The organism is Megasphaera sp. DJF_B143, assembly GCF_900320625.1.
Taxonomy (GTDB): Bacteria; Bacillota; Negativicutes; order Veillonellales; family Megasphaeraceae; genus Megasphaera; species Megasphaera hexanoica.
Genome location: NZ_ONTA01000130.1, coordinates 1 through 6,084, shown reverse-complemented (window position 1 = coordinate 6,084; position 6,084 = coordinate 1). Strand labels below are relative to the sequence as shown.

General features: G+C 51.1%; 9 protein-coding genes. 1 reads left to right on the top strand and 8 read right to left on the bottom strand.

The window, feature by feature from the left end:
* A partial coding sequence (locus tag DBO31_RS03895) for a BCCT family transporter (RefSeq protein ID WP_200817453.1) occupies window positions 1-573 on the top strand: 573 nt, incomplete at its 5' end.
* A 106-nt stretch (window positions 574-679) separates the two neighbouring features.
* Here the strand turns inward: DBO31_RS03895 and coaBC are convergent.
* From coaBC to DBO31_RS03855, 8 genes are all read right to left on the bottom strand, one after another.
* Entirely contained in the window at window positions 680-1,903 is a 1,224-nt protein-coding gene (coaBC, locus tag DBO31_RS03890; protein WP_150824491.1) for a bifunctional phosphopantothenoylcysteine decarboxylase/phosphopantothenate--cysteine ligase CoaBC, read from the bottom strand.
* Between the two features lie 11 nt (window positions 1,904-1,914).
* Complete coding sequence (gene rpoZ, locus DBO31_RS03885; protein WP_059075300.1) at window positions 1,915-2,124, bottom strand: DNA-directed RNA polymerase subunit omega; 210 nt, start codon at window positions 2,122-2,124, stop codon at window positions 1,915-1,917.
* Between the two features lie 12 nt (window positions 2,125-2,136).
* Entirely contained in the window at window positions 2,137-2,754 is a 618-nt protein-coding gene (gene gmk / locus DBO31_RS03880) for a guanylate kinase (RefSeq protein ID WP_150824490.1), read from the bottom strand.
* Window positions 2,755-2,771: 17 nt separating this feature from the next.
* Window positions 2,772-3,050, bottom strand: coding sequence for an extracellular matrix/biofilm regulator RemA (remA, locus tag DBO31_RS03875; RefSeq protein ID WP_059075302.1), 279 nt, complete (start codon window positions 3,048-3,050; stop codon window positions 2,772-2,774).
* A gap of 10 nt (window positions 3,051-3,060) precedes the next feature.
* Window positions 3,061-3,936: a YicC/YloC family endoribonuclease gene (locus DBO31_RS03870; RefSeq protein ID WP_200817454.1), complete on the bottom strand. Its 876-nt coding sequence runs from the start codon at window positions 3,934-3,936 to the stop codon at window positions 3,061-3,063.
* A gap of 78 nt (window positions 3,937-4,014) precedes the next feature.
* Window positions 4,015-4,902: a 16S rRNA (adenine(1518)-N(6)/adenine(1519)-N(6))-dimethyltransferase RsmA gene (gene rsmA / locus DBO31_RS03865; RefSeq protein ID WP_059075304.1), complete on the bottom strand. Its 888-nt coding sequence runs from the start codon at window positions 4,900-4,902 to the stop codon at window positions 4,015-4,017.
* On the bottom strand, window positions 4,889-5,449 hold the full coding sequence (gene rnmV, locus DBO31_RS03860) for a ribonuclease M5 (protein WP_075581253.1): 561 nt from the start codon (window positions 5,447-5,449) through the stop codon (window positions 4,889-4,891). Before rnmV ends, rsmA begins: the two co-directional genes overlap by 14 nt.
* A gap of 11 nt (window positions 5,450-5,460) precedes the next feature.
* Window positions 5,461-6,084, bottom strand: a 624-nt coding sequence (locus DBO31_RS03855) for a methionine gamma-lyase family protein (RefSeq protein WP_200817452.1), incomplete at its 5' end; no start/stop codon positions are given.

Genomic DNA, 6,084 nt, shown 5'->3' with positions numbered 1-6,084 from the left:
GTTTCCTATGGCCGTACGTTCCGGGAAATCGCCATCGTCCGCTGCATCTGGACAACACTGGCCTGCTGGCTGGCCTTCGCCATATTAGGTAATTACGGCATGCATCAGGAATTGACAGGCGTTCTGTCATTATCACAGTTAGTCATCGATAGCGGTAATAATGCTGCTGTTCTGGCCGTCCTTAAGACGCTGCCGCTTTCATCACTGGCAATCGTCGTCTACATGGCAGTCGTCTTTATCACCCTGGCCTGTGGAGCCACTGCCGCTTCTACGGTCGTTGCGACACTGACTTCTAAAAACTTGAAAAATGATGAAGAACCGGCCAGCTGGTACAAAGTTTTCTGGGCATTTCTCGTACTGCTCCTGCCTGTCGGCATCCTGTTTCTGGAACACATGGTGCCAGGACTCAACGTCCTCACGACCATCCAGTCTGTTACGACCATTATGGCTATACCCCTTTCTGCCGTCATCGTCCTTCTCCTGGTCACATTTTACAAAACCCTGCGAAAAGACATCCGAAAAAAAGAATTATATGTCGATGACGTCAATAAAGATAAGTGGAATGCTGTATAGCTAACCATTCCGATATGATCAGATGAAACTAAAAAAAACAGGGCCATCGCATGATAGTTATTATGACTCATGTGATGGCCCTGTTTTCGTCCTTATTTATAAAGTCTTAGTCTTTACCTTCCTGTTTGGCGGCAATGATTTTGGCTGCCCGGTCCACAATAATTTCAGCCAGAGCAAATTTGCTCATCTTTTCCAGTTTTTCGACACGGCCGTCTGCATAGAGCAGCGTGCCGATATTGGTCGTCCCCTGGAATCCGGCACCTTTGGCACTGACATCGTTGGCGACGAGCATATCGAGATTTTTCTTCTTCAGTTTCGCTGTTCCATATTCGATGACATTGGTCGTTTCCGCCGCAAAGCCAATGAGTACCTGGTGTGTTTTGCGCTGTCCCAGTCCATAAAGGATATCGGGGTTCTTTTCCAGTTTCAGATTGAGCACGTCATCATTTTTCTTGATTTTGTTCTTAGCCGGAGCTGCCGACCGGTAATCGGCAACAGCCGCAGCCTTGATGACCAGGTCACAATCATCATAATAGGCATCGACGGCCGCCTTCATATCCCGTGTACTGCCTACGTCGATGCGGCGGCTGACACCCGGCGGTGTTTCCAGATGGTCATTGGACCCTGCGATAAGAGTCACATCGGCACCAGCCAGCACGGCTGCTTTTGCCAGGGCAAAACCCATGCGGCCGCTGGAGTGATTTCCAATAAACCGTACCGGATCAATCGGTTCCCGTGTCCCGCCAGCCGTGACGATGACTTTTTTCCCTGCCAGGGTATTCGTGCGGCAAACAGTCAGTTCAATGCGGTCCACAATTTCTTCCGGTTCGGGCAGACGGCCAATGCCGATGATTCCACAGGCGAGATGCCCGCTGGCCGGTTCCATGATTTCATATCCGAAACGTTTCAGCCGGGCCATATTATCCTGTACGACCGGGTTCAGGTACATGTTACTGTTCATGGCCGGCACAAAGAGTACGGGAGCCTTAGTCGCCATGATGGTTGTCGATAACATGTCATCAGCTATGCCGCAAGCCACCTTGCCAAGAATATTGGCCGTCGCCGGGGCAATGACAAAGATATCAGCCCAACGGGCTAAGGCAATATGTTCCACATTAAATTCCGGCGTATCGCCAAACATTGATACTGCTACCGGATTGCCACTGATTTCCCGCATGGTCAGCGGAGTAATCAGTTTTGTAGCATGTTCCGTCATAATGCATTTGACTTCAGCACCGCGCTGACGCAGGAGGCTGGCGATATGGGCTGCCTTGAAGGCTGCAATACCGCCACAGATGCCCAGTACGACGCGTTTATTTTCCAACAGCATAGGATGCCTCCTTATTTGATGCCGGCCTTGGGAGCTTCATATGTAATCTTGCCCTGATCGATTTCTTCCATGGCGATAGATACTACTTTGGTCGTATCTACATCGACGAGCGGCTTATCGCCATCGGTAAGCTGACGGGCCCGTTTGGCTGCCAGTGTAACCAGCGTGTATTTGCTGTCTACCCGTTTCATCAAAGATTCCAGTGTCGGTTTAATTAACATGATGCATCTCTCCTATTTCTTGTATAAATCTCTAATAGCAGCAATTTTACAGGTATTGCGTGATGTCTTCATTTCTTCTGCCGTAAGGATGGCTGCCGCTTCATCTATGGACGAATCCAGATTGTCATTGACAATCAGATAGTCATACTGCTCTATCCATTGCAATTCGTCGCTTGCCTTCGAAAGACGGCCGGCAATGACTTCTTCTGTATCGGTCTTCCGGTCGCGCAGACGGCGGGCCAGTACATCCATACTCGGCGGCACGATATAAATGAATACCCCCTGAGGATACTTCTTCTTGACCTGCATGGCCCCCTGGATATCAATTTCCAGCATGACATGCTTTCCTTCCTTCAGCATGCGGAACACATAGTCCTTCGGCGTACCATAGTAGTGGTCGTAGACTTTGGCATGTTCGAGGAATGCATCCTGTGCCAGCAGCTCTTCAAAATGGGCATTATCGGAAAAGAAATAATTGATGCCATCCTGTTCGCCCGGACGGGGACTACGGGTCGTCATAGAAATAGAATAATTCATATTCGGGAACCGTTTGCGCAGGGCATCACAGATGGTGCCTTTACCGGCACCAGAAGGGCCCGAAACGACAACGAGCAAGCCCGGATCTTTCATGTTCATTACTTCCTTTCTCATTCTTCAGGCTCTGTGTCATCAGCCTCGTCTTCGCCAACGTGGAGTATGCGGTGGGAAATCGTTTCCGGCTGCAATGCCGACAGTATGACCTGTCCATTGTCCATCATCAGGACAGACCGGGTCTTACGGCCAAAGGTAGCGTCAATCAGGGAATTGCCTTCCCTCGCTTCCTGCACCAGCCGTTTTATCGGCGCCGATTCGGGGCTGATAATTGCCACGACCTTATTTCCCATCACCATGTTGCCAAAGCCTATATTCAGTAAATTGAAGTTCATCTCGTCTCCATCATTCAATATTCTGTACTTGTTCTCGTATCTTTTCAATTTCATTTTTCAAACGCAGTACCTGTTCCGTTACCTGAAGATCCTGCGCCTTGGAACCGATGGTATTGGTTTCCCTGTTCATTTCCTGAATCAGGAAATCGAGCTTTCGTCCCGTATCACCATGGGCCTCGAGAAGTCCTCTTAATTGTAACACATGACTGCGGAAACGGACAACTTCTTCTGTAAAATCCACTTTATCCGCATACACAGCCACTTCCTGCAACAGTCGGTCCTGTTCCGGCTGTGCCTGCAGCTTTTCCAGGATAGCCGTCATCTTTTTCTGCAGCCGTTCTTCATACTGCTGAATAATCAGAGGCCTGCGTTCTGCAATGGATTCGATGATATCTGACATCGTATCGGCCCGTCGGAGAAGATCGACCTGTATGTTGGCTCCTTCCTGTTCCCGCATGGTCATCATCCCCTGCAGGGACCGGGCCAGGCTCTGCTGGAATACGGGGCGGCAGGCATCGGCATCAATCACAGGAGGTTCCTGGCTGAACCAGTCCGTATTGAGAGATATGATATCGGAAAGCGTGACAGGCGCTCCGTCAAAGAGTTTGTTCTTGGCAGCGGCCAGGGCATCCCGGCAGGCTGTCAGTGACGCATAATCAATTTGTATCCGCGGCGTTTCCGGTGCCAGATCCTGGACGGTTACAAAAACGTCCACCTTGCCACGGTGCAGTTGTTCCTTGATCCCGTTGCGAATCGTGTCTTCCAATGCCAGATACGCATGGGGCATCCGTATATTCAACTCCAGGAACCGTTGATTCACTGACCTCATTTCAATCGTAACGGATATCCGCCCATCACTGGCCGTACCAGTGCCAAATCCGGTCATACTACGCAATATTCACGACCTCCTTCAAATATCCTGTTCAAAGCTTCATTATAATCTATTTTTCATCATTTTTCCAGATTACAACAGGACTCCGTTGCCGGATACGTCCTGTTTTTGTATCAGCCTGCTCCAGGCATCAGAAATGGCTGCAAATTCATCCAGTGAAAACGTTTCTCCCCGGCGGCTGCCATCGATTCCGCTGTCTGCAAGAATCTGCTGTATATCCTCCTTGCGTATGCCCGCACTCTTAAGCGTATTGGAAAAGGTCTTGCGGCGCTGGGAAAAAGCGGCTTTGACGACCTGGAAAAAACGTTTTTCTTCCAACACTGCCACTGGTGGCTGTTTGCGCACGTCCATGGCAACGACAGCCGACGTGACTTCCGGTGCCGGCATAAACGCCCTGGGCGGGATTTCAAAGAGGATTTCCGGTTCCGTATAATACTGGACAGATACGGAAAGAGCGCCGTAGATTTTGCTTCCCGGCCGGGCTGTCATCCGTTCGGCTACTTCTTTTTGTACCATGACGACAATCCGTTCAATAGGCAGTTTCTGTTCCAATAATTTCATGATAATCGGTGTCGTAATATAGTATGGCAGATTAGCGCAGACTGTAAAGGGCTGATGACCCATCGTTTCTTCTATATCGATTTTCATGATATCCCCATGGACAATGCGGACATTGGGATAATGCTCCAGCGTTTTATCCAGAACCGGCAGAAGGCGCGTGTCGAGTTCAACAGCCGTGACAGCCGCTCCCGTTTCGGCCAGAGCCTGAGTCAGCGTACCGATGCCGGGACCGATTTCCAATACCGGACTGCCCGGTTCTAATCGGGCTGCATCAGCAATATCGGCGACGACACTGTGACGGATGAGAAAATTCTGCCCCAGTTTTTTACTCATGTGGAGGCCGAACCGCTTGACAATATAATGGACGACTTCCGGTTTAGCTAAATCAACGTCTTTCATGTTCTGTCTCCTCTTCTATCTGCTGCAGGGCATCGAGCCATTCTTCCCGGCTGACGCCATAGTGATTCAGACGACGTAAAAACTGCTTGGCATTGCCGTATCCGATTCCCAGGACAGCTCCGACGGCCGCCCGGCGTTCCGCTGCATCGGGTCTCCCATTAAGGCCGGCTGCCATGATATCGGCCATGCTGAAGATATCCTCCGGAGTAAAGGTGGCACACCGTGTCTTGGAAAGGGCCAGCCGGATGGCTTCGGGAGAGGCCTGTTCCACTCCCAGGTCATCATTGGCAATGGCATCCTTCCGCGGTATAAACGCATGTTTGGCCTTGGGGAACCGCTTGCTCAGGAACCGGCGGATCCGTTCGCCCGCCTGGTCCGGATCGGTCAGGATGATGATGCCCCGCTTTTTGTACGCACAGGCTATCTGCCGCAGCGTATCGGGGCGCAGGGAAAATCCATCGGTGGTAATCATGTCGGCATCAATATGACTGGCGCGGATGCGTGCGACATCACTGAGGCCTTCGACGATGAGAACTTCTTTTATCATAGTCCCGCTCCTCATTTATTTTCCAGAATGTACCGGGCAGCGCTCAGGACAGCCAGCACATTGTGTTCAAATACGATTCCCCCCTGCAGGTAAATCATGTAAGGTTCGCGGATGGGGCCGTCTGCAGACAGTTCGATAGACGAACCTTGTACGAAATCGCCTGCTGCCATGATGATTTTGTCCGCATATCCGGGCATATCGTCCGGAATCGGGGTGACGTGGGCATCGACCGGTGAAAACGTCTGGATACCCTGGGCAAAAAGGCACATGTTTTTTTCGTTTTCCAGATAAATCGTCTGGATCAGGTCGGACCGGGGTTCATCAAAAGCCGGTGATACGTGAAAACCGATACGGTCAAAGACAGCTGCCGCAAAGACAGCGCCTTTGATAGCCTGGGCCGTCACATGGGGAGCCATAAAGAAGCCCTGGAAAAATAAACGGTATCCATAGGCATAGGAGCCGAGTTCTCCTCCCAGACCAGGGGCGGTCAGGTAATCGGCTGCCGCATCGACCAGGTCTGCCCGGCCGGCAATATATCCGCCCGTCGGGGCTATACCGCCGCCCGGGTTCTTGATAAGCGAACCGGCCATGATATCGGCACCTGCTTCGATGGGTTCTTCTTCAGCGGCAAATTC

Excerpts from the sequence above, each read along its gene's own strand:
- coaBC (WP_150824491.1), bottom strand. The coding sequence starts at position 1,903 with ATGCTGTTGGAAAATAAACGCGTCGTACTGGGCATCTGTGGCGGTATT.
- rpoZ (WP_059075300.1), bottom strand. The coding sequence starts at position 2,124 with ATGTTAATTAAACCGACACTGGAATCTTTGATGAAACGGGTAGACAGC.
- gmk (WP_150824490.1), bottom strand. The coding sequence starts at position 2,754 with ATGAAAGATCCGGGCTTGCTCGTTGTCGTTTCGGGCCCTTCTGGTGCC.
- remA (WP_059075302.1), bottom strand. The coding sequence starts at position 3,050 with ATGAACTTCAATTTACTGAATATAGGCTTTGGCAACATGGTGATGGGA.
- DBO31_RS03870 (WP_200817454.1), bottom strand. The coding sequence starts at position 3,936 with ATGACCGGATTTGGCACTGGTACGGCCAGTGATGGGCGGATATCCGTT.
- rsmA (WP_059075304.1), bottom strand. The coding sequence starts at position 4,902 with ATGAAAGACGTTGATTTAGCTAAACCGGAAGTCGTCCATTATATTGTC.
- rnmV (WP_075581253.1), bottom strand. The coding sequence starts at position 5,449 with ATGATAAAAGAAGTTCTCATCGTCGAAGGCCTCAGTGATGTCGCACGC.